Source organism: Streptomyces sp. NPDC001156 (genome assembly GCF_053598275.1).
Genome location: NZ_JBSFJX010000146.1, coordinates 1 through 19,220, shown reverse-complemented (window position 1 = coordinate 19,220; position 19,220 = coordinate 1). Strand labels below are relative to the sequence as shown.

Genomic DNA, 19,220 nt, shown 5'->3' with positions numbered 1-19,220 from the left:
CCTGGACCCTGACTCCGGCCACACCATGAAGCACGGAGGGCGGCCCCGCCACCAGCGGAACCACCCTCACAGCAAGATTTTCAGTGATCTTCTAGCCACAACCGTCGAGACATGGTGGCCAGAGATCCTTGCGTTCCTGCACACCGGGATCACCAACGCCGGCTCCGAAGGCACCAACCGGGTCATCAAGACAATCGCCCGCGACGCCTACGGCTTCCGCAACCCCGGCAACCAGCGCTTACGCACCCGCTGCGCGACCCCCCGTCGAGCCCGTGGACACCTCGATGCCCGCTAATTTCGTTGAGCCCGCACCCTGCAATCGTGTTGGCTAGCGGCACCGAACTGTCAGTACCGCAGGTGTCCGCTTGGCTGTAGCAGGGAGTTAAACGTGCAGGACATTGTTGTCGACCCGGTTGCCCACAATCGGGCAGCCTGGGACAAGTATGTCCAAGAGGGCAACGAGTGGTCGAGGCCGGTGAGTGCTGAGGATGTCGAGCGCGCCCGCATGGGCGACTGGTCGATTGTTCTCATCGGGCGTGAGCCAGTCGACCGCTCTTGGCTGCCGACGGACCTGACCGGCAAGGACGTGTTGTGCCTGGCCTCCGGCGGTGGCCAGCAGGGTCCGATCCTCGCCGCCGCAGGGGCCCGGGTCACCGTATTCGACAACTCACCCCGCCAGCTCGGCCAGGACCAGATGGTGGCGGCGCGCGACGGACTCGAGCTGCGCACCGTCCTAGGCGACATGCGCGACCTCAGCGCCTTCGGCGACGCAACATTCGACGTCGTATTCCATCCGGTCTCTAACCTATTCGTACCAGACTTGGCAGCGGTGTGGCGTGAGTGCTTCCGCGCCCTGCGACCGGGCGGAACTCTGCTCGTGGGCTTCCTCAACCCTGATGTGTACTTGTTCGACCACGAGGCGCTCGACGAGCGCGGCGAGCTGATCGTCGTGCACAAGCTGCCCTACAGCGATGTCACGCAGTACTCCGCCGAGGAACGCGCCACGAAGTTCGGCGCGGATGCCCCTCTTGAATACAGCCACACCCTCACCGACCAGATCGGCGGGCAACTCGCCGCGGGGTTCGTCCTCACCGGCTTCGCGGAAGCGCCGCACCAATCCAACGCATCCGCTCAATACATGTCGAACTATTTTGCGACGCTGGCGGTCAAGCCGGGCTGACCCAGCCGTGGGGCTGGCCGAGACGGCCGTGTCTCCGAATGGCCAAGTGGAGCGCTGTGCCAGCCCGACCCCCACTGACTCCGCTGAGCCCATATGACGTGTGCGCGCTGCAATACCACCAGCCAGTAGATGCTCCTGCACAGCCCCGCGCGCTCCTGCACATCCGAAAACGACCAGTTCCCCACCCCTCGGCGGTAACGGCGTCGGCGCCCTGGGGAATCCCCAGCCGGATCAGGATGATCGCCGCCGCGAACAGCAGCGCGAAGACGACCCCGGCCAGCCCGGCGGCCCGCGGGGTCTCCGGCGGCTGCCGCTCCGGCCCCGTTGTGCTCATGCGCGGCGCACTCCTCTCCGGCGGAACCTGACTCCAGCAAGCGGCCGTCGAGAAGGTGGCGCCAGCGAGGACGGCCGAACGGCAGACCGGTTCCGTGGCCTCCGGCCGGGCCTCAGCCGCTCGCCAGTTCTCCGAGGAAGCCGCGGACGTACCCGGCGACGGTGTCGAGGTGGCTCTCGATCAGGAAGTGGCCGCCGTTGATGAGATGGATCTGCGCGTCGGGCAGATCCCTGCGGAACGCCTCCGCGCCGACGGCCGCGAAGATCTCGTCGTTGCGTCCCCAGACGGCCAGCAGCGGAACCTGCGTGGTCCGGAAGTACTCGTGCAGCCGTGGATAGAGAACCCGGTTGGTCGTGTAGTCCTTGAAGAGGGCGAGCTGGATCTCCGCGTTGCCCGGGCGCTGGATGAGCGCGTGGTCGTGCGTCCAGGTGTCGGGACTGACCAGCTCAGGGTCGGGTACGCCGTGCAGGTACTGCCAGCGGATGGCGTCCAGGCCCAGGGCCGGGCGCAGCGCCGCCTCCGTCCCTGCCGTCTGCTCGGCCCCGTACGCCCAGATCGGCGCCCAGAACTGCTCTACGAACCCGTCCTCGTAGGCGTTGCCGCTCTGGGAGATGATCGCGGTGATGCGCTCGGGGTGTGCCAGTGCCAGGCGCCAGCCGATGGGCGCGCCGTAGTCCTGCACCAGCATCGCGTACTCCGTCACGCCGAGTTCGGTCAGCAGCCCGTCGGTGAGGCGGGCCAGCGCGTCGAAGCTGTAGTCGAAGACGTGGACGCCTGGGGTGTCGGACTGCCCGAAGCCCAGGAGGTCGGGAGCGATCACGCGGTATCTGTCGGCCAGCACCGGGATCAGATGGCGGTACATGTGCGAACTCGAGGGATAGCCGTGCAGCAGCACGACGACCGGCGCCTCTTCCGGGCCCGCCTCCCGGTAGAAGAGCCGGCTCTCCGACACCTGCGCGAACCGATGCCGAACATCCATGGCTGACTTCCTTGGAGGAGGTGACGGGGTTACAACTCTGCGCCACGCGTCGATGGACCCGTCATCGACACGCGCGCCGTTGCCCGCCGCGTACCCTTGGCCCGGTCGTGCACTGCGGCGTCCCCGATCGCGGTGCGGTCAGGGGCGCCGTCCGCCGGCCGGCCGGCCGGAACCGTCACATGTGTGCGCGGGCGGAGGCCCGGGGCGCGTTTCCGCGCAGAGTTCCGCCCGGCCCGCGCTGAGGGCATGGGCCGGCCGGGACAGAGTGAGCGTTATGGACTCGCCCGCCGGCAGCCACAGCGAGTTGCCGCTGTAGCGCGTCGGCAGCACCCGTTGACCGGTCTCGGCGTGGAGGAGCGACTCCCGGACCATGGCCGCCACGGACGCACCCCGGTTGCGCAGGCGCGCCGTGACCCGTGCCGCACACCCGAATCGTCCGTGCCGGTGATGTCCTCGGACACCCGCGTGCGCGGACCCTGGTTCAGGGCCCGCATGTCGTGAGCGTCGCGGTAGCGCCCGTACGTGGTCTCGCTGGGCAGTACGCCGTGCGCGCCGGTCAGGCGCAGCAGCGGATGGAGGTCCGGCAGCACGGTGCCGGCACTGTGGACGACGGTGGCGTCGGTGATGGGGTCGCCTTCGCCGTGGGCTTCCCCGCGGGCCTTCTGCGGGGTGAGACATGCCACGCGCTCCGGTCCGGCCACGACCGCCGGTTCGGCCCTCAACGCGACGGGGGTCTCGGTCCATTGCCGGACGTGAGTGGGATCGCACGACTCCTCGGTCCCCTGGCGCGGGGGGGGGTGGGCGGAAAACGAGGGGTGAACTGTCGTCCGTGCCGCCGGAGCCACGGAATCCGGGAGCTGCGCCTGACGGAGGAGCGCGCGACCCTCCGGGGCCTCAGCCGGTCTGGTCCGGCTGTGCCTCGTCCTCGGACCGCGCCGTCGCATCGGCGCCGTCGGGAGCGGTGTAGAAGACGGACGTGCCCTGCTTGGTGCGGTGGGCGTGGTTCTTGGCCACGAGTCCTTCGAGCGTCGTGCGTACGACGGTGGTCTTGATACCGCGCTCGGGGTGAGCCTGACCGAGTGTTGTGGCGACTTCCGCGGCGGAGCGCGGTTCGCTCTGCCCGGTGAGGTGGCTGCGGACCAGTTCGACCAGCGTGGGCCCTGACGCCTTCGCGGAAGCGGACCTTCCCGCGCCCTTCTTGGCGGCGGCCTTCCCGCCGGTCCTCTTCCCGGCCGTCGTGTCCTCCTGTTCGGCACCGGACGTCTTCCCTCGCGTCCGCTTGCTCGTGCCGACCCCGATGGACCGCTTCCTGCGCGGAGCGGGCACGGTGGCGCTGTCGGGCTCGGCCGCGGGCTGAGCCGGGGCCGGCGCGACACCGAGGGCCTGCTGCATGTTGACCAGCACGGCGTAGTCGACCTGGAGGGTGGCCAACTGCTCCTGCAGGGCGGCGATCTCCGCTCCGACGCGCTCCTGTTCCTTGGCGTTGCGCTCCAGGTCGCTGGTCACCTGGGCGGTGTACTGCGACGTCAGTTCCGTGGTGGTGGTCGTGCTGGTCTCCGACATGGTGCTGACCTCTCCTCGCCTTTCCGGCTGCGCTGACGGACCCGTGACACATGCGGGGAGCCGTGCGTGTGCGCTCCCGTGCCCGGTGTCCGGGTAGCAGGGGCGTAACCATTGGGCAATCCCCTGGTGTCCAGATAGTACGGACGACGGGAGATGAATTGTTCCTCTCGAGACATGTCTTTCCCGCACCGAACGGGAGAGATGGGCATCACTAACTCGTCGGGGGTCGTTGTCCCGAGCGCGATTCGAGCCCCAACTCATCATGCAAAAAACGGTAGTTGTGCGCATCCGGCTTGACATGGCGGTCGGCCGGACGAGTTGATCGGCGGGACGCCTCGGCGTGGTCGTCGCCGCTCGGGTCACGGCGTGCCGCGTGCCGGCCGACGAGGCGGGACGCCTCATGTCCGGTGCCGCCCTGATCGCCCAGGAGATGACGCCAGGCTCGGGGAGTTGAGGAAGCGAGACGCATAAAGAACTTGGTAGTAAGCGAGTTGAGCTCATTCGTTGCGTATGCCGACCGTCACTCCGACTACGGCGGCGCCCCGCCCGGCCGAGCCCGTCTCCCCCTCGCCCGGGACCTCCCGTCCGGTGCTGCGACGCCGTACGGCCTGTCAGGTCGGTTGTGTGTGCGGGGTGGGACGGGGGACCGGTGTGGGTTGCCGGCACGGCATGACACGCCGTCAGTGCGACTATTACGCCAATAGGATTCTTCTTATTATTGTCTGCATGTCCGACATGGCGGTTATGTCGCACTTATGTACCGTCAATCTCGCATCGGCTTACAGCCGACGCGTCTGAGACAGGAGAGGTGACATGCCAACGTGTTCCATCGCTCTAACCGCCGCCGTTGCGGCTGGTTCGGCCCTCGTGGCCAGTGGTATCACGTACGCCGCCACCGAGCCGGCGCGGGGCGGTGCGGAGGCCTGGCAGGTCGCCGCCACTTCCGCCGGTCCCGCTGTCGCTCCGCTCGGCGGCAGTAACGACAGCAAGGGCAACGGCAACGGCAACGGCAAGGGCAACGGGAACGGCAACGGCAACGGTTACGGGAACGGCAACGGGAACGGTTACGGGAACGGCAACGGGAACGGTTACGGCAACGGGAACGGTTACGGGAACGGGAACGGCAACGGGAACGGGAACGGCAACGGGGGCCGGGACAACGGGGGCGACCGCGGATACCGCGGAGACCATGGCGACGACTACGGTGACCGCGGTGACCGGGGTTACGACGACGACTACGGCTGGAGCCGGATCCACATCAACGAGCGCGACTACCCTGCCGTCCCCGACGGCTGCATCACCGTGGTCAGCGGCCTCGGAGCCAACAGCCTGAACGTCCGCAACGACAGCTGGAGGACCGTGGAGGTGTTCAACGGTGCCACCTGCGACAACGGCGCCCCGCTCGCGACGGTCGGTCCCCATAGCTCCACCAACGGGCTCTTCCCCCGTCAGGTCAAGGGCGGTGTCCAGGTCGAGGACGGCGTCGTGGGCAGCTTCCGCGTGGTCCGTGAGTACTACGGCCACCACCGCGACTACGACTACGACTACGACGGCGAGTAACCGGCCACCCGCCTGACGGAGAGAACGAGAACCCCGGCCCGCCGGAATCGGGCCGGGGTTCCGGTCTGGGTACCCCTGACCGGCGTGCCCGGGCTTCACACTAGGCCTTCGCCGGACGAGGGTGGGCCACCAGCGTGGCGAAGCGGCTCAGTGACTCGACTCGACCGACGCGGGGACCGCCGGGGGGATCGTTGCACCACCGTCGCGTCCCGTCTTTTGGGGAAGGCCGGGGGCACGCCTCAGTGGCGGTGGTGCGGCCCTGGTGGCGGGGGAGGCGGGGGCAGTTCGGTCGGTGGGGCCTGGACCGGCCAGACGAGGAGGACCGGGCATGGGGCGTGGTCGACCACGAAGCGGGTGACGGGGCCGAGACTGCGGGGCCCGAGCCGTGAGCGGTCGCCGTCGCGTGCGCAGATGAGGAGGTCGGCCCCGGTGGCCGCCTCGACGACCTTCCGTTCCGTGCGTCCGTGGGTGAGGACCCGTTGGGCGGGGCGGCCCAGGCGCTGTTCGGCGCTGTCCAGGAGCCGGGCCGCGGCGGAGTCGGACAGTGCCTCGATGCGGTGCCCCGGGTCGCGTTCGGGGTGACCGCGCCCGAGGAGTCCGGCGAACGCGCCGTGCGCCGTCTCGGCGACGGTGTCGTCGAAGACGTACAGCAGCGTGATCTCCTCCTCGAGGACGACGCGGCTGAGCGCGGCGTCCACGCAGGCGGGCCAGGTGCCTTCGGTGATCCAGACGAGGGCGCTCATGGGCGGCTCCGGCGTTCCGCTGGGGTCAGATGCCGATCGGATGCAGCATCTCCCACGACGCGGGGGCGAAGGCAAGAAGCGCGGCCGCTTCGGATGGCGTCCGGACGAGAACGCCGTTTCGTACCGCCCGGGTTGACCGGCCGGCCCTTTTCTTCGGTGTGCCAGGCGTGACCGAGCCCGGTCGGGGGTTAGATTCCGATCCACACGATTGTGTGTTCTATGGGCGTTGGGGGGAACTTGCGTTCACGCGTGGAGAGGCGTCACAGTCCTGCCCGGGACGGCGGACCCGTCGGCGATGGACTGCCCTCTATACCGGGCGAAGGCGGACCGGAGCAACGGGGTGCCGCATTCGTCCGGGCGGCGTGGTTCATCGCACACACGCTGCTCGGCGAGTGGCACGGTATCGTCGTCGATCCGGTGCGGCGGCTTCTGCGGCGGGGGTTGGCCGGTCTCTCCCTGGCCTTCGTGGCCACCTGTGGCGTGATCTTCTTCCATGCGCTCGCGCAGCGGCCGACGGGTGCGGTTGCCGTGCGGCTGATGGGCGGCGTCAACGCCGACCTGCCGCTGTGGCTGGCCCTGCTGCGCACCCCGGTATCCCTGTACGTTCCGGCCCTCGACCTGCCGGTGTGGGCGGGCATCACCCAGTTGTTCCTCGCCTTCGCGCTGGCCGAACTGTCCCTGGGCCGGGCCCGGACGCTGGCCGTGGCCTACGCCACGACGCTGGCCGGCACGCTCACGGTGCGGGTGATGCTCGCGCTCGGGCCGGGCTGGTGGGGTCTTGGTCTGCCGCCCGAGATAGGGAAGGTACTCGACACCGGGCCGTCCGCCGCGGTCGTGGGCCTGTTCACCTACCTCGCCGTCATCCGGCGAGCGCCCGTGGTGTTCACCCTCACCGGTGGCTCGATGGTCTGGGAGTCGATCGCCGTGCCCAACCTGGCGGGCCGCGAGCACCTGATAGCGGTGGGCGCCGCGATCGTCCTCGGTCTGCTGCACGGACACAGGAACGCGGTGCGGTGGTGGTGGGCCGCCCTGGTGATCGGCATCTCCCGCCGGCCCGGCCGCGCGCGGCCGCGGATTCCCGTGCCGGTTCCGCCCGCGCGCTCCGGACCACCCGCGTCTGCTTCCCTGGTCATACGCGGGCCCGCGCCACCGGACCGGGCGCCGATGCGAGTGCCGGGACCAGCGCCAGCCGAGCAGAATCAGGTCGGCCGCGAGGATCAGGACACCGATGGCCAGAAGGTGGGTCAGGCCCTCGGACACCACGCCGACGAGGCCGAGGGCGATCGCGACGAGGATCAGGAACAGCGCCATGGGTGGACACATCCTCCGGCGTCCCCCGGCCCTCGTCGGGTCAGCGGCCCGCTCTGACCTGCGGACCGGTTGGCGTACGGCCAGGTCGGCGGATGCGCTGGTCAACGGCGCGCGAGCCGGCGACCGTGGTGGGCGCCGGGCTCGTAGCTCCTGTGGTAGTGCTTGAAGATCTCTTCTTCGCGCTCGACCGGCAGGATGTCGTCCGTGCCCATCGACGGCGCCTTCTTCACCTCTCCTCGGGCGTGCGCCACCTTGATGTATCCAGGTCCGAGGGTGGCCTCGTCGAGGGGGACGAAGACGAGCCGCTGCCGGGTCGGCATTCCGGTGCGCACGGTGGCCATGGCCGGCGCGTCGGTCTTCGTGTCGACGTACACCGCTTCCAGAGCCCCTATCTTGTGCCCCTTGGGGTCGATCACGTCGCGGTTGCGCCACTCGCGGATGTCGGCTGAATGGATCATGCCCGCCTCCTAGGGGCCTGCAGCCTCCCGCTGGCCCACACCGGCGCAGAAATTACCTGCGCGAGGACTCCCGACTTCTTCACCCTACTCCGGCCTGTCTGTCAACGCGCGTTTGACCTGGCCTTTTTCCGACTCCGCAGGTCCGCTCCGGTGGCCCGGCGACCTGTCCGGAACCCCACTCGGCGCGGGCTGCGGACCGCGCTCCACTCCCTTGTTGCTGTGAGCCGCAGCCTCGCACCCCAAGTCGCGTCGCAGGTATGCCGGGACGCCGGGCCGCGATCAGCGGCGGCTGGAATTTTGTCGACCGGTCGTCTACTTTCGGAACGGCCGACGCGTACGGGCGGTCGGCCATCGATCGAAAGGGACACTCATGAGCACCACCGGTCAGAAGGTCGCGGTCATCACCGGCGCGTCGCAGGGCATCGGCGCCGGACTGGTCGACGCCTACCGCAAGCTCGGCTACGCCGTCGTCGCGACCTCCCGCGGCATCGCCCCCTCGCAGGATCCGGACGTCATCACCGTCCAGGGTGACATCGCCGACGCCGCCACCGCCGAACGCGTCATCGCCGCCGGACTCGAGCGGTTCGGCCGGATCGACACCCTGGTCAACAATGTCGGCATCTTCGTCGCCAAGCCGTTCACCGAGTACACGCAAGAGGACTACGACGCGGTCATCGGGATCAACCTGAGCGGTTTCTTCCGTATCACCCAGCTTGCGGTCGAGCAGATGGTCCGCCAGGGCGGCGGGCACGTCGTGCAGATCACCACCAGCCTGGTCGACCACGCCCTGTCGGCGGTTCCCTCGGCGCTGGCGTCGCTCACGAAGGGCGGCCTGCAGTCCGCGACCAAGGCCCTCGCCATCGAGTACGCGACGCAGGGTGTCCGCAGCAACGCCGTCTCGCTCGGCATCATCAAGACGCCCATGCACGCCGAGGAGTCCCACAGCACACTCGCCACCCTGCATCCGGTCGGCCGGATGGGCGAGGTGAGCGATGTCGCCGATGCGGTCGTCTATCTGGAGAACGCCCCGTTCGTCACCGGCGAGATCCTCCACGTGGACGGCGGCCAGAGCGCCGGTCACTGAACCCTGAACCCCGCACCCGGGCGCCGTTCGCGGCGCCCGGGCGGTCCACTCGCGAAGTCCCGGGCGCGCGGCCGGACCGATGGGGCCCCGACCGTGCACGGGCTCACCGGGCATCGCTTCCGTTGTCCTCCGCGCGCAGCTTCGGCGGCTTTCGGCCGCCAGGCCCAGATGGTGGGCGACCGGCCGGTCCCCGGGCGAGGCCTCCTCGGGCAACTCGACGTCCACGAGGAGGAACTGTGCCGCCACGAGCTGCTCATGTGCATCGGTCACGTCGGCCCGAGTGTCGATCCCCTCGGGCATCGACACCATTGACACGATCATTGTTCCTCCCGTGGATCACGGGCTGCGGCACCTCAAGACTGCGTGGACGCCGAAGTCCCTGCACACGGAGCGACGCGTCCGTCCCGCAGGGCGGGATTCGAACGGGTGAGGTGCGCCCCGCAGGACGGACGCCGGACCGTCCTCGGCCGGCTTCCGGGAAGGACGGCGGCCGCTCCGGTCGCCGTCGTGAACCGGCGTATGGGGCGGATCCGCCCAGGGGTGCGGCGCGGTTACCCTCGGAGTGTGACGCAGGACGAGCACGGCGGGCCCGGAGTGCCCGACGGCGCACCCGGCCCCGGCGAAGGTGATAGGTCGTTCCGCCGGGCCGAGGGGGAGGAGAACGTCTTCGAGCTCGGCACGGACGGCCCCAAGGTCATAGTGGCCGGCGTCGACGGCTCGGACTCCTCCTGGCGGGCCGCCTCCTACGCCGCGGGTCTCGCGCGTCGCCAAGGAGCGCTGCTGGCGCTCGTGTATGTGCAGCCGATCGTCACCTCGCCCTCCCCGGGCGCCATGGTGGCCATGACGGAGGCGACCGCTGAGATCGCCGAGGAGATCGTCGAGCACGCCCGAAGGTATTCCGAGAAGCTGGGTGACGTCTTCCGTGTGCGCTGGGAGTTCCACACCTTGCGCGGGGACGCCTTCGCCGGCCTCGTGAGGACCGCGGACGACTTGCGCGCCGACGCCGTGGTGGTCGGTGCCTCGGAGCAGGCGGGGCACCGGTTCATCGGTTCGCTCGCGGTCCGCCTGGTCAAGGCGGCCCGGTGGCCGGTCACGGTGGTGCCCTGACCTGCCGAGCGGGCCGCGGCTGTGAGGGTGCTGCTGTCCGTGCTTTCCTGGTTACAAGGGATAGGTTCCGGTATGACCCATGACAAAGAGGGCGGGCGGTCGGAGGCGCCTCGTCATGCCAGGTCATGGCCACCGGGGAATCGCGAGTGTTAGAAATGTTCCATGGCGAACCATCTCGCCCGGTTTAGACGCATAACGTTGCGTTCGGTGGCCGGCAGGAGCCCTCGAAGCGTCGCCGGGCAGGTGTTCGTGCTGCAGGTGGCGCTGGTGGTGCTGCTGGTGGCCTGCGCTGTTTTCGCCCTGGTGCTGCAGTCGGAGCGCGACACCGGTGCCGAGGCCAAGCGCCGCTCCATCGCCGTCGCCCAGACCTTCGCGCATTCCCCCGGCATTCTGCAGGCGCTGCAGACCCCCGACCCGTCGAAAGTGCTCCAGCCGATCACCGAGGCGGGGCGCAAGACCGCGGGCGTCGACTTCATCGTGGTGATGGACACCAAGGGCATCCGCTACACCCATCCCATCCCGAGCCGCATCGGAAAGCGCTTCGTCGGCACGATCGGTCCGTCGCTGGCCGGCAAGGTCTACACGGAGAGCGTCCACGGCCCGCTGGGCGAGGAGGTGCAGGCCACCGTCCCGGTCAAGAACACCCACGGCAAGGTGGTGGCCCTCGTCTCCGCCGGGCTCAAGGTCAAGAACGTGGCCGGGCAGGTGTACCGGCAGCTACCGATCATCCTGGGCGCCGGCGCGGGTGCGCTCGTGGTGTCCACCGGCGTGACGGCCCTCGTCGGCAAGCGGCTGCGGAGGCAGACCCACAGCCTGGCGCCGGCCGAGATGACCCGTATGTACGACCACCACGACGCGGTGCTGCACTGCGTCCGTGAAGGGGTGCTCATCGTCGGGGAGGACGGGCGGCTGCTGCTCGCCAACGACGAGGCCCGGCGGCTCCTCGAACTACCCCCGGACGTCGAGGGACGGCACGTGTCGGATCTGTCGATGCTGGATCCCGAAACGGTCGCGTTGCTCATCTCCGGTCGGGTGGCGACCGACGAGGTGCATCTCGCCGGGGAGCGACTGCTGGCGGTCAACCAGCGGCCCACGGACCGCGGCGGAGGGCCCAAGGGCACAGTGGTGACGCTGCGCGACTCCACCGAACTGCAGGCGGTGTCCGGCAGGGCCGAGGTCGCCCGTGAGCGGCTCAAGCTGCTGTATGACGCGGGACTGGGTGTCGGCACCACCCTCGACGTGACCCGCACGGCCGACGAACTGGCGCAGGTCGCCGTGCCCCGCTTCGCCGACTTCGTCACTGTGGACATCGCCGACGCCGTACTGCACGGCGAGGAGCCCGCCACCACGGCGACGGACATGCGGCGCATCGCTGTGCGCGGCGTCAGGGACGACCACCCGCTGTACGAAAAGGGCCGCCTGATCGACTTCCTGCCCTCAACGCCCCAGGCGCGCGGCTACGGTACCGGCTGTTCCGAGCTCGTGGCCGATCTGTCCACCGCCACCGGCTGGCACGCACAGGACCCCGAGCGCACCAAGGCGGTCATCGAGTACGGCATCCATTCGCTGATCACCGCCCCGATCCAGGCCCGGGGTGCGGTGCTGGGCATGGCCAACTTCTGGCGCTCCAAGCGTCATGAGCCCTTCGATGAGGAGGAGCTGTCGCTGGCGGAGGAGCTGGTGGCCCGTGCGGCGGTCAGTATCGACAACGCCCGCAGGTACACCCGCGAGCACGCCCTGGCGGTCACCCTCCAGCGCAGCCTGCTGCCGCGGGCCCTGCCCGAGCAGAGCGCGCTCGAGGTCGGCTACCGCTATCTGCCGGCGCAGTCAGGCGTCAGCGGAGACTGGTTCGACGTGATCCCCCTGCCGGGGACCCGGGTGGCGCTGTCCGTCGGCGACGTGGTCGGCCACGGTCTCCACGCCGCCGCCACGATGGGGCGGCTGCGGACTGCGGTGCACAACTTCTCCACGCTCGACCTGCCGCCGGACGAGCTGCTGAGCCATCTGGACGACCTGGTCGGCCGTATCGACCAGGACGAGTCGGATGCGGAGGCCGCGGGGGTGGTGGGTGCCTCCTGCCTGTACGCGATATACGACCCCGTGACACGGCGGTGTGCCATGGCACGGGCGGGGCATCCGGCGCCCGCCCTGGTTCACCCCGGCGGGAGCGTCACGTTTCCCGACCTGCCGGCCGGGCCGCCGCTCGGCCTCGGCGGCATGCCGTTCCAGACCGCCGAAATGGAGCTCAAGGAGGGCACCCAGCTCGTCCTCTACACCGACGGCCTCATCGAGGACCGCACCCGGGACCTGGACGTGGGCATGGAACTGCTGCGCGATGCGCTGGCGGGCCATCCCGACCGGCCGCCGGAGGAGACCTGCCAGGCCGTACTGGACGAGATGCTGACCGCACGGCCCAAGGACGATGTGGCCCTGCTCGTCGCCCGCACCCAGGTGCTGCCGCCCGACTGCGTCGCCGACTGGGAAGTGCCGCGCGATCCGGCCGCCGTCTCCGGCATGCGCGTGGCGGTGTCCGAGAAACTCGCGGAGTGGGGCCTGTCCGAGCTCGGCTTCGGCATGGAACTCGTCCTGAGCGAACTCATCACCAACGCCATCCGCTACGGCTCCGAGCCGATCAGTGTCCGGCTGATCCGCGACCGCACGCTGATCTGCGAAGTCGCCGACGGGAGCAGCACCTCGCCGCATCTGCGGTACGCGGCCACGACGGACGAAGGCGGCCGGGGCCTGTTCCTGGTGTCGCAGATGGCCGAGCGCTGGGGAACGCGCTACACGCCCCAGGGCAAGGTGATCTGGGCCGAGCTGACGCTGCCGGAGGCCACCGGGGAGTTCGGGCTGACCTGGGCCGATGTCGATGTCGCCGCTTCGGACGAAGGTTTCGAGGGGTTCGAGACCCCGGCGTGAACCGCACATGTGGCGCCGCACGCCGGCCGGGCCGAGGGCCCGCGACCACGAGGAAGCCGGCGCCCGACTTCCGCCGTACTCAGTCGAGATCCATACCGAGCGCCGCGTCCGGACGGCAGAACGGGCAGGCCTCCACCGTCGGATCCACCAGTGCGGCACGGGCCTCCTCGGCGCCGACGGGGTGCTTGGTGCCGCCGGTCGTGCAGTCGTCGGTGTGGATGCGCGCGGGCTCAGGCCCCATGGCCCTCTTCCGCCGCTCGACGGCGAAGCCGGGCGCTCCCGTCGTACGGCCTGAGGAGGCCGGGGCAGGCAGCGTGGGACGCCCCCTGCGGGCGCGCGGTCCCGTCGGCTCGAGTCCCTCGGCACGGGTGAGTGCCTCGCGTACGGCGTCGCGTTGGAGCCGCAGATAGATACCGACCGTCTCGTTCTCGGCCACTCGCTCTTCCAGGAACACCAGGATGGCCCGAAGACGCGCCGGGTCGGGGGGTAGCTCGGCCATGGAGCGCACTGACCCCTCAGGCCGGGCCCGCTCGCCTCCCGCTCGCCGCTCCGCGCCCGAGGTCTCCCTCCCCGAGGTCCTGCTCTCCGCCGAGACTCAGCGACGTCATCCAGGCGGCAGGTCTCCGCCCCTGCCAGTGGACATGGAAGAACACCGCCGTGGACAGCCGGCACAGACGCCGTCGCAACTCTGTCCGGCCCGGCTGTTCGGCGAGTTGCCGGTACGTGGTGCTCCAGTCCTGCTGGGCCTGGAGGAGGTCGTCGGGGAGAGCGTGCCGCATGGCCGGATTCAATCATGTGTTCGATTTTCTGTTCCACCGGAACACCCCGCGCGACCGCCCGGCCGGGCCCGTCCGTACCGCGCTCGCCCGGTCCCCCGTGGCACGCGGCTTCCGTAGCTGTGACGATGGCTAGCAGCACTGCACACGCGACTGCGGGCTGGGTGATGACATGCCGATCGGCCGGGTGGGACTCGTCGTGCATGGCGGCCGTGCGGAAGCGGTGGCCGGAGCCCGGATCGTGCGCGACTGGTGTGCGCGGCACGGCATCGGCTGCGTCGACATCGACGTCTGGCACGGCCATGGAAGCCGCCACAGCCCCAGTGAGGAGGTGCAGGCGGCGGGCAGTCCCGATCTCATCGTGACCCTCGGCGGCGACGGCACGTTCCTGCGGGGAGCGCGCATCGCGGCTCAGAAGGACATCAGGGTCCTCGGTGTCGACGTGGGCAAGGTCGGCTTTCTGACCGAGACCCCGGTCGGCGACGTGGAACGGGCGCTGGATGCCGTACACGCGGGAAAGTCCGAGTGCGAGGAACGCATGACGCTCACGATGCGCGCCTCCAGGCTGCTGGAGATGCCGAGCCAGGTCGAGGAGGTCCTGTGCTACGGGAGGGGACCCGCACTGCCGCCCCCGCAGCCGCAGACGGGTCCGGCCGAGGACGACCCGTGGGGGATCGCGCTCGACGTCACGGCACTGAACGACATCGTCGTGGAGAAGCTGGCCCGGGACCACCAGGTGAGCGTGGGTGTCTACTTCGCCGGCCGCCTGCTCGCCTCCTACTCGGCCGACGGGGTCATCCTCGCCACTCCGACCGGCTCGACCGCCTACAGCTTCGCCGCAGGGGGGCCGGTGCTGTCCCCCAGGATGCGGGCGGTCGTCTTCACTCCGGTCGCGCCGCACATGGCGTTCAACCGGACGGTGATCGCCAACGCGGACGAGCCGGTCGCCCTCCGTGTGCTGCCCCATTCGGGCCGCGCCGCGGTCAGTGTCGACGGGCAGCCCCGGGGCATCCTCGAGCCCCGCGACTGGATCGGGGTGATCGCGGCACCGCGTCCGCTGCGCCTGGTCAGGCTCACCCCGGCCAACTTCTACGGGCGGTTGCGGGAGCGTATGAGGCTCACCGACGCGCCCGCGACGGCCGCGGACGGTGAGGCGGCCCCGATGTTCCGGCCCGCGAGCCCGGTACCCGACGACCTGCGCCACTTCCAGTTGCCGCCGGCGCCGTGACATCGCGGTCAGGGCGGGAATGTTCCCGAAGGCCCTCTGGTTGGAAGGGGCGTGGTGGTGAGGGGACAGAGTCCCCGGGCCTCATCCATTGCCCCTGAGGACGATCGTTCGGCTGAAGCCTCATGGAGCCTTTCGCCGCGTAGGCGACCGCCCTTCACGACCACACCGCTCGTAGCGCGATCGCTGGCCGGTCTCCGGCCGGGATCGCGCGAGTGGGTCCGCAAGGACGCTTCGGGAATGCGGTGACGGGATCCGTTGTTCCATCACACGACTGACATGCGCGGGTCAAAACCCGCGGGGTGTCGGCGAAAGGAGGACCTCATGGCACGCACCACGGCGCGCCCCGTCGTCAGGCTGAAGTCGACGGCCGGCACCGGCGTCACCTATGTGACGCGCAAGAACCGACTCAACGACCCTGACCGGCTCGTACTGCGCAAGTACGACCCGGTGGTCGGCAAGCACGTCCCCTTCCGCGAGGAACGCTGAACCACGCCTCCGCCACCCGGCGGACGGCCATGAGGAGGGAAACCCCATGAGGCCTGGCATCCACCCCGTCTCCCGTCCGGTCGTCTTCCGCGACCGCGCGGCGGACTTCGCCTTCTTGACCCGTTCGACCGCGCTGTCCACCCGCACGATCGAATGGGAGGACGGCAATACCTACCCGGTGGTCGACGTCGAGATCTCGTCGGCGAGCCACCCGTTCTACACCGGCACCTCGCGGGTTGTGGACACCGCGGGCCGCGTGGAGCGTTTCGAGCGCCGCTACGGCCGCGCGGCCTCGGCCCGGAGCTGACCAAGGCCGGACGGCCGGACGACGGCCGGTCGGCCGTGTGAGAGGAGAAGACAGTCATGAAGGTCCGCAACTCGTTGCGAGCTCTGAAGTCCAAGCCGGGGGCCCAGGTGGTGCGCCGCCGCGGCGTGACGTTCGTCGTGAACAAGAAGAACCCCCGGTTCAAGGCGCGCCAGGGCTGACCCTCCGGGCCACCGCGGCGGTGCTGAGCCGCACGGCGTCCTGCGCCGCGCCGGCACCCATCCGCGCCGATGCCCACCTGCTGCTCCGCCCCGGCCGGTCGACCACCGGCCGGGGCGGACGCGTTCGGCGCCCGTGCGCCGTCGCGGACATGTGCCACGCGACCGGCGCGCACGGCGGAACAGCAGGCAGGGCGTGGGCGTTACCGTGACGACGTCACACGAATGATCAAGGTGGATCGGTATGCACGGCGAATACAAGGTGCCCGGAGGAAAGCTGGTCGTCGTCGATCTCGACGACCACGACGGCGTACTGCGCAATGTCCGCGTCGCCGGAGACTTCTTCCTCGAACCGGACGAGGCACTGCTGGCCGTGAACCGGGCTCTCGAAGGGGCACCCGTCGCCACGGAGGCCGCCGAGCTGGCCAGACGCGTCGAGGCAGGACTTCCCGAGGGGACCGTCATGTACGGCCTGACCCCGGAAGGCGTCGCCGTCGCGGTCCGCCGCGCTGTCGCTCAGGCGACGGACTGGACCGACTACGACTGGCAGCTCATCCACGAAGGCCCCCAGCCGCCCGCCCTCCACATGGCGCTCGACGAAGTCCTCACCGCGGAGGTCGCCGCCGGCCGCCGTCCGCCCACGCTGCGGGTCTGGGAGTGGGGCGCACCGGCCGTGGTCATCGGCAGCTTCCAGTCGCTGAAGAACGAGGTCGACCCCGAAGCCGTCCGACGCCACGGGATGACCGTGGTGCGGCGCATCTCGGGTGGCGGGGCCATGTTCGTGGAACCCGGGAACACCATCACGTACTCGCTCTCCGTCCCCGCCTCCCTGGTGAACGGGCTCTCCTTCGCCGATTCCTACGCCTACCTCGACGACTGGGTGCTGGGCGCCCTCGACGACATGGGCATCAAGGCCTGGTACCAGCCCCTCAACGACATCGCGACGGAGGCCGGCAAGATCGCGGGAGCCGCGCAGAAGCGGGCGGTCGGCCCTGAAGGCGGTCCGGGGGCGGTCCTCCACCACGTGACGATGTCCTACGACATCGACGCCGACAAGATGCTCGAGGTCCTGCGGATCGGCCGGGAGAAGCTGTCCGACAAGGGAACGGGCAGCGCCAAGAAGCGCGTTGACCCGTTGAGACGGCAGACGGGACTGTCCCGGGAAGCCGTCATCGACCGTATGATCCGTTCCTTCCGGACGCGCTACGGCCTCAGTGACGGCCGGCTCACCGGGGAGGAGCTCGAGCGCGCCGAGGAACTCGCCGTCACGAAGTTCTCTTCGCCCGAGTGGACCGCGCGCGTGCCCTGACGACTCCGGGCAGGCGTTCGCCTGGGCGGGTCGTGCACTGCCGGGCGCGGCGGACCTGAAGAGGGGGGTACCCGTGCGAGCAGTGTGCCGCGGGGCGGTATCGGCCTGATGCGGTGCCGGCGGCCCACAGGCTCGAGGAGGACCCCATGGATGGACCAGAAGGGCTCAAGCCGGCCGAGCTCCCGGCGTTCACCAACGAGCACGGCGACGGTGTGGTCGGCGGCGGCAGGCCGGTCGTGGTCGATGTGTATGTCGACTTCCAGTGCCCGTACTGCCGTATGTTCGCCGAGACGTCGGGCCCGGTGGTGGACGCTCTGGTCTCGGACGGCCGGATCACCGCTGTGTACCACCCGGTGGCGATTCTCGACGCGATGTCGACCGACCGCTATTCCACCCGGGCCGCGGCGGCCTCCGGCTGCGCGGCCGACGGCGGCAGGTTCCTGGAGTACCACTACCGGCTCTTCGCCGCCGAGCCGCCGGAGGTTGCCCCGGGCTCCCCGAGAGCGACCTGGTCGCGCTGGGCGCGGAGGCGGGGCTGACCGGCTCCTTCGCGGCCTGCGCGCACGCCGGGGCCATCTCGACTGGCCGCTGTACGTGACCGAGCGGGCCTTCGAACAGGGCATGCGGGGCACGCCGACGGTCCGGGTGGACGGTACCGCCATCCCGCCGCATCCGGGTCCGATCACGAGAGTGCGCTGAACCATACGGTGTGACCGCGCGCGGCTTCGTCCTGGGTGGGATGCGCACCGCGGATACGCGGATGCGGCGGCTCGCATCCGCGGCTTGCCCGGACGGGTGTCCGCCATAAGAGCGGTTCTCGAGGGCCTCTGTGCCGCGGCGACAGGCGGTGAGCCAACGGCTTCCGGCCTGTACCGGCGATGCCAGGCCGCCGCCGCTCGTGTGTGGCAGGCGGCAGGCCGGGTACGTTGCCCAGGTCATGGACGAGTACGAGCACATCGATGTCGACGGCCTCGAGTTCGCTCCGGTCGAGCGCACGACGCAGTCACTGGCTCTGCTGAGCCTGGAGGAGGCGCACGACCTGCTGGGGATCCTGGTGACGGTGGCCGCGGAGGGCGAGCCGATGTCCGCGGGGGCGGACCGGCTGGCACGGGAGATCGCGGCCCGGATCCCCTCGGAGAACTGACCGCCGTCCTCGGCAGGTCACTGGGTCCACCGGGTATGTCGCCAGGTCCGCGGCCTAGTACCCTCGCATGTTCGAATTTTCGTTCGATATGGTGAGGGTAGGAGGTGGGTGCGATGACCGCGGAGGGGAAGGCACGCGAGGTGTCCACGGTGATGCATGTGCGATGCCCCGACCGCCTGCCGCAGGAGACCTACCGGCAGGTGCTGGAGCAACTCGCGGAACTCTCCCCGGTCGTTCAGGCCTTGCCGCCGTCCGCCGCGCTCGTGGAGCTGAAAGGGGCGCTGCGCTATCACGGCGCCGGTGCCCGCAGGCTGGGGGAGGTGCTGCGGGTTCGCACGATCTCCCGTCTCGGTGTGGACGTATGCGTCGGGATCGGCCCCTCGATCACCGTGGCGGCCACCGCCTCCGGCCGGATCGGGCCGCCCGGCGGTGTTCTCGCCGTCGGCCCCGCCGATGTCACCGCCGATGTCCTCGGCCATCGTGATCTGCACATGGTCCACGAAGGACCGGTTCCATATGGGCTCGAACATCGTGTTGGCGAAGCGCAGCGCCAGGA

Annotated in this window: 21 protein-coding genes and 1 pseudogene; 14 read left to right on the top strand and 8 right to left on the bottom strand. The window is 69.9% G+C overall.

Annotated elements, in window-relative coordinates; all coding sequences use genetic code 11:
• Together ACWDA7_RS38295 and ACWDA7_RS38290 are read left to right on the top strand one after the other, a co-directional pair.
• Positions 1-295 (top strand): transposase (locus tag ACWDA7_RS38295; RefSeq protein WP_450610764.1); only part of this gene is annotated, 295 nt, incomplete at its 5' end.
• A gap of 93 nt (positions 296-388) precedes the next feature.
• Positions 389-1,180, top strand: a complete 792-nt coding sequence (locus ACWDA7_RS38290; protein WP_384456580.1) for a class I SAM-dependent methyltransferase — start codon at positions 389-391, stop codon at positions 1,178-1,180.
• Positions 1,181-1,626: 446 nt separating this feature from the next.
• Here the strand turns inward: ACWDA7_RS38290 and ACWDA7_RS38285 are convergent, their stop codons facing one another.
• The 3 genes from ACWDA7_RS38285 to ACWDA7_RS38275 all read right to left on the bottom strand — a co-directional run bounded on the left by ACWDA7_RS38285 (position 1,627) and on the right by ACWDA7_RS38275 (position 4,056).
• Positions 1,627-2,493: an alpha/beta fold hydrolase gene (locus ACWDA7_RS38285; protein ID WP_450610762.1), complete on the bottom strand. Its 867-nt coding sequence runs from the start codon at positions 2,491-2,493 to the stop codon at positions 1,627-1,629.
• 138 nt (positions 2,494-2,631) lie between these two features.
• Positions 2,632-2,865 carry a hypothetical protein gene (locus tag ACWDA7_RS38280; RefSeq protein ID WP_450610767.1) on the bottom strand — a complete coding sequence of 78 codons (234 nt, stop codon included), beginning with the start codon at positions 2,863-2,865 and terminating at the stop codon, positions 2,632-2,634.
• 522 nt (positions 2,866-3,387) lie between these two features.
• Positions 3,388-4,056, bottom strand: a complete 669-nt coding sequence (locus tag ACWDA7_RS38275) for a hypothetical protein (RefSeq protein WP_450610760.1) — start codon at positions 4,054-4,056, stop codon at positions 3,388-3,390.
• Positions 4,057-4,923: 867 nt separating this feature from the next.
• On the opposite strand from ACWDA7_RS38275, the gene ACWDA7_RS38270 reads away from it, so the two are divergent.
• Positions 4,924-5,616, top strand: a complete 693-nt coding sequence (locus ACWDA7_RS38270) for a hypothetical protein (protein ID WP_450610758.1) — start codon at positions 4,924-4,926, stop codon at positions 5,614-5,616.
• 239 nt (positions 5,617-5,855) lie between these two features.
• On the opposite strand, the gene ACWDA7_RS38265 is transcribed toward ACWDA7_RS38270, so the two are convergent.
• Entirely contained in the window at positions 5,856-6,359 is a 504-nt protein-coding gene (locus ACWDA7_RS38265) for a universal stress protein (protein WP_450610756.1), read from the bottom strand.
• Between the two features lie 249 nt (positions 6,360-6,608).
• On the opposite strand from ACWDA7_RS38265, the gene ACWDA7_RS38260 reads away from it, so the two are divergent.
• Positions 6,609-7,727, top strand: a complete 1,119-nt coding sequence (locus ACWDA7_RS38260; protein WP_450610754.1) for a hypothetical protein — start codon at positions 6,609-6,611, stop codon at positions 7,725-7,727.
• 44 nt (positions 7,728-7,771) lie between these two features.
• Here ACWDA7_RS38260 and ACWDA7_RS38255 read toward each other — a convergent pair whose 3' ends face one another.
• The gene (locus ACWDA7_RS38255) at positions 7,772-8,128 is read right to left on the bottom strand and encodes a PRC-barrel domain-containing protein (protein ID WP_359397694.1); all 357 of its coding nucleotides are present in this window, start codon (positions 8,126-8,128) and stop codon (positions 7,772-7,774) included.
• A gap of 370 nt (positions 8,129-8,498) precedes the next feature.
• On the opposite strand from ACWDA7_RS38255, the gene ACWDA7_RS38250 reads away from it, so the two are divergent.
• From ACWDA7_RS38250 to ACWDA7_RS38240, 3 genes are all read left to right on the top strand, one after another.
• Positions 8,499-9,212, top strand: coding sequence for an SDR family NAD(P)-dependent oxidoreductase (locus ACWDA7_RS38250; RefSeq protein WP_450610752.1), 714 nt, complete (start codon positions 8,499-8,501; stop codon positions 9,210-9,212).
• Positions 9,213-9,908: 696 nt separating this feature from the next.
• Positions 9,909-10,319, top strand: a complete 411-nt coding sequence (locus ACWDA7_RS38245; protein WP_359397729.1) for a universal stress protein — start codon at positions 9,909-9,911, stop codon at positions 10,317-10,319.
• Between the two features lie 162 nt (positions 10,320-10,481).
• Complete coding sequence (locus ACWDA7_RS38240) at positions 10,482-13,238, top strand: SpoIIE family protein phosphatase (RefSeq protein ID WP_450610750.1); 2,757 nt, start codon at positions 10,482-10,484, stop codon at positions 13,236-13,238.
• 79 nt (positions 13,239-13,317) lie between these two features.
• Here ACWDA7_RS38240 and ACWDA7_RS38235 read toward each other — a convergent pair whose 3' ends face one another.
• Positions 13,318-13,737 (bottom strand): DUF6233 domain-containing protein, encoded by a 420-nt coding sequence (locus ACWDA7_RS38235; protein ID WP_450610748.1) that lies wholly within the window; start codon positions 13,735-13,737, stop codon positions 13,318-13,320.
• 16 nt (positions 13,738-13,753) lie between these two features.
• Complete coding sequence (locus ACWDA7_RS38230; RefSeq protein WP_450610746.1) at positions 13,754-14,017, bottom strand: hypothetical protein; 264 nt, start codon at positions 14,015-14,017, stop codon at positions 13,754-13,756.
• A gap of 169 nt (positions 14,018-14,186) precedes the next feature.
• Between ACWDA7_RS38230 and ACWDA7_RS38225 the strand changes: the two genes are divergently transcribed.
• The 7 genes from ACWDA7_RS38225 to ACWDA7_RS38195 all read left to right on the top strand — a co-directional run bounded on the left by ACWDA7_RS38225 (position 14,187) and on the right by ACWDA7_RS38195 (position 18,664).
• Complete coding sequence (locus ACWDA7_RS38225) at positions 14,187-15,242, top strand: NAD(+)/NADH kinase (RefSeq protein ID WP_450610744.1); 1,056 nt, start codon at positions 14,187-14,189, stop codon at positions 15,240-15,242.
• A 321-nt stretch (positions 15,243-15,563) separates the two neighbouring features.
• Positions 15,564-15,728 (top strand): 50S ribosomal protein L33, encoded by a 165-nt coding sequence (gene rpmG / locus ACWDA7_RS38220; RefSeq protein ID WP_359397708.1) that lies wholly within the window; start codon positions 15,564-15,566, stop codon positions 15,726-15,728.
• 46 nt (positions 15,729-15,774) lie between these two features.
• The gene (locus tag ACWDA7_RS38215) at positions 15,775-16,035 is read left to right on the top strand and encodes a type B 50S ribosomal protein L31 (RefSeq protein ID WP_359397710.1); all 261 of its coding nucleotides are present in this window, start codon (positions 15,775-15,777) and stop codon (positions 16,033-16,035) included.
• Positions 16,036-16,091: 56 nt separating this feature from the next.
• Positions 16,092-16,214, top strand: coding sequence for a type B 50S ribosomal protein L36 (ykgO, locus tag ACWDA7_RS38210; RefSeq protein WP_359397712.1), 123 nt, complete (start codon positions 16,092-16,094; stop codon positions 16,212-16,214).
• 241 nt (positions 16,215-16,455) lie between these two features.
• Complete coding sequence (locus tag ACWDA7_RS38205) at positions 16,456-17,520, top strand: lipoate--protein ligase family protein (protein WP_450610741.1); 1,065 nt, start codon at positions 16,456-16,458, stop codon at positions 17,518-17,520.
• Between the two features lie 146 nt (positions 17,521-17,666).
• Positions 17,667-18,059 carry a DsbA family protein gene (locus ACWDA7_RS38200; protein WP_450610739.1) on the top strand — a complete coding sequence of 131 codons (393 nt, stop codon included), beginning with the start codon at positions 17,667-17,669 and terminating at the stop codon, positions 18,057-18,059.
• Positions 18,060-18,457: 398 nt separating this feature from the next.
• Entirely contained in the window at positions 18,458-18,664 is a 207-nt protein-coding gene (locus ACWDA7_RS38195; protein ID WP_450610738.1) for a DUF6417 family protein, read from the top strand.
• Between the two features lie 437 nt (positions 18,665-19,101).
• On the opposite strand, the pseudogene ACWDA7_RS38190 reads toward ACWDA7_RS38195, so the two are convergent.
• Positions 19,102-19,220, bottom strand: a pseudogene (locus ACWDA7_RS38190) (hypothetical protein); the annotation flags it as partial.

Coding starts and splice junctions, on each gene's coding strand:
- ACWDA7_RS38285 (WP_450610762.1), bottom strand. CDS start 2,493: ATGGATGTTCGGCATCGGTTCGCGCAGGTGTCGGAGAGCCGGCTCTTC.
- ACWDA7_RS38280 (WP_450610767.1), bottom strand. CDS start 2,865: ATGGTCCGGGAGTCGCTCCTCCACGCCGAGACCGGTCAACGGGTGCTG.
- ACWDA7_RS38275 (WP_450610760.1), bottom strand. CDS start 4,056: ATGTCGGAGACCAGCACGACCACCACCACGGAACTGACGTCGCAGTAC.
- ACWDA7_RS38265 (WP_450610756.1), bottom strand. CDS start 6,359: ATGAGCGCCCTCGTCTGGATCACCGAAGGCACCTGGCCCGCCTGCGTG.
- ACWDA7_RS38255 (WP_359397694.1), bottom strand. CDS start 8,128: ATGATCCATTCAGCCGACATCCGCGAGTGGCGCAACCGCGACGTGATC.
- ACWDA7_RS38250 (WP_450610752.1), top strand. CDS start 8,499: ATGAGCACCACCGGTCAGAAGGTCGCGGTCATCACCGGCGCGTCGCAG.
- ACWDA7_RS38240 (WP_450610750.1), top strand. CDS start 10,482: ATGGCGAACCATCTCGCCCGGTTTAGACGCATAACGTTGCGTTCGGTG.
- ACWDA7_RS38235 (WP_450610748.1), bottom strand. CDS start 13,737: ATGGCCGAGCTACCCCCCGACCCGGCGCGTCTTCGGGCCATCCTGGTG.
- ACWDA7_RS38230 (WP_450610746.1), bottom strand. CDS start 14,017: ATGCGGCACGCTCTCCCCGACGACCTCCTCCAGGCCCAGCAGGACTGG.
- ACWDA7_RS38225 (WP_450610744.1), top strand. CDS start 14,187: ATGCCGATCGGCCGGGTGGGACTCGTCGTGCATGGCGGCCGTGCGGAA.
- rpmG (WP_359397708.1), top strand. CDS start 15,564: ATGGCACGCACCACGGCGCGCCCCGTCGTCAGGCTGAAGTCGACGGCC.
- ACWDA7_RS38215 (WP_359397710.1), top strand. CDS start 15,775: ATGAGGCCTGGCATCCACCCCGTCTCCCGTCCGGTCGTCTTCCGCGAC.
- ykgO (WP_359397712.1), top strand. CDS start 16,092: ATGAAGGTCCGCAACTCGTTGCGAGCTCTGAAGTCCAAGCCGGGGGCC.
- ACWDA7_RS38205 (WP_450610741.1), top strand. CDS start 16,456: ATGCACGGCGAATACAAGGTGCCCGGAGGAAAGCTGGTCGTCGTCGAT.
- ACWDA7_RS38200 (WP_450610739.1), top strand. CDS start 17,667: ATGGATGGACCAGAAGGGCTCAAGCCGGCCGAGCTCCCGGCGTTCACC.
- ACWDA7_RS38195 (WP_450610738.1), top strand. CDS start 18,458: ATGGACGAGTACGAGCACATCGATGTCGACGGCCTCGAGTTCGCTCCG.